The organism is Vibrio sp. 10N.222.55.C6 (genome assembly GCF_041473395.1).
Classification (GTDB): Bacteria; Pseudomonadota; Gammaproteobacteria; order Enterobacterales; family Vibrionaceae; genus Vibrio; species Vibrio crassostreae_C.
In genome coordinates this window covers 1-318 of record NZ_JBFRSD010001179.1, presented here as the reverse complement: position 1 = coordinate 318, position 318 = coordinate 1, and the positions used below count along the sequence as shown (strand labels likewise).

Sequence of the window (318 nt, the reverse complement as noted above, 5' to 3'; positions counted from 1 at the left end):
GAGGATGCGCCAGAGGTTGAGGTGTTGGTCGCTCAATGGTTGTCAGGAAGTGATTCAAAACCCTTGGGATTATTGAAAGCAGAAATGACGTTATCTGAGCGTTATGGTTTTTTTCTTTGGTATGTAAATCGTTATGGCGATATCGATGACCTCAGTTTTGAGTCATTCATTGAATATTGTGGCTCTTGGCCAACGGCATTGTGGCAAGACTTCGATGTTTTGAAAGATAAGGCAGAGCTCGTCCGAGTAAAAGATTGGAAGAAGATGTTTTTCAATGAAGCCTTTGGCGCTCTGCTTAAAGATTGCCGTCAGTTACCC

The 318-nt window shown here is 43.1% G+C and carries 1 pseudogene; it reads left to right on the top strand.

What is annotated here, in order from left to right:
* Positions 1-318: pseudogene (locus tag AB4486_RS28080) on the top strand (hypothetical protein); the annotation flags it as partial.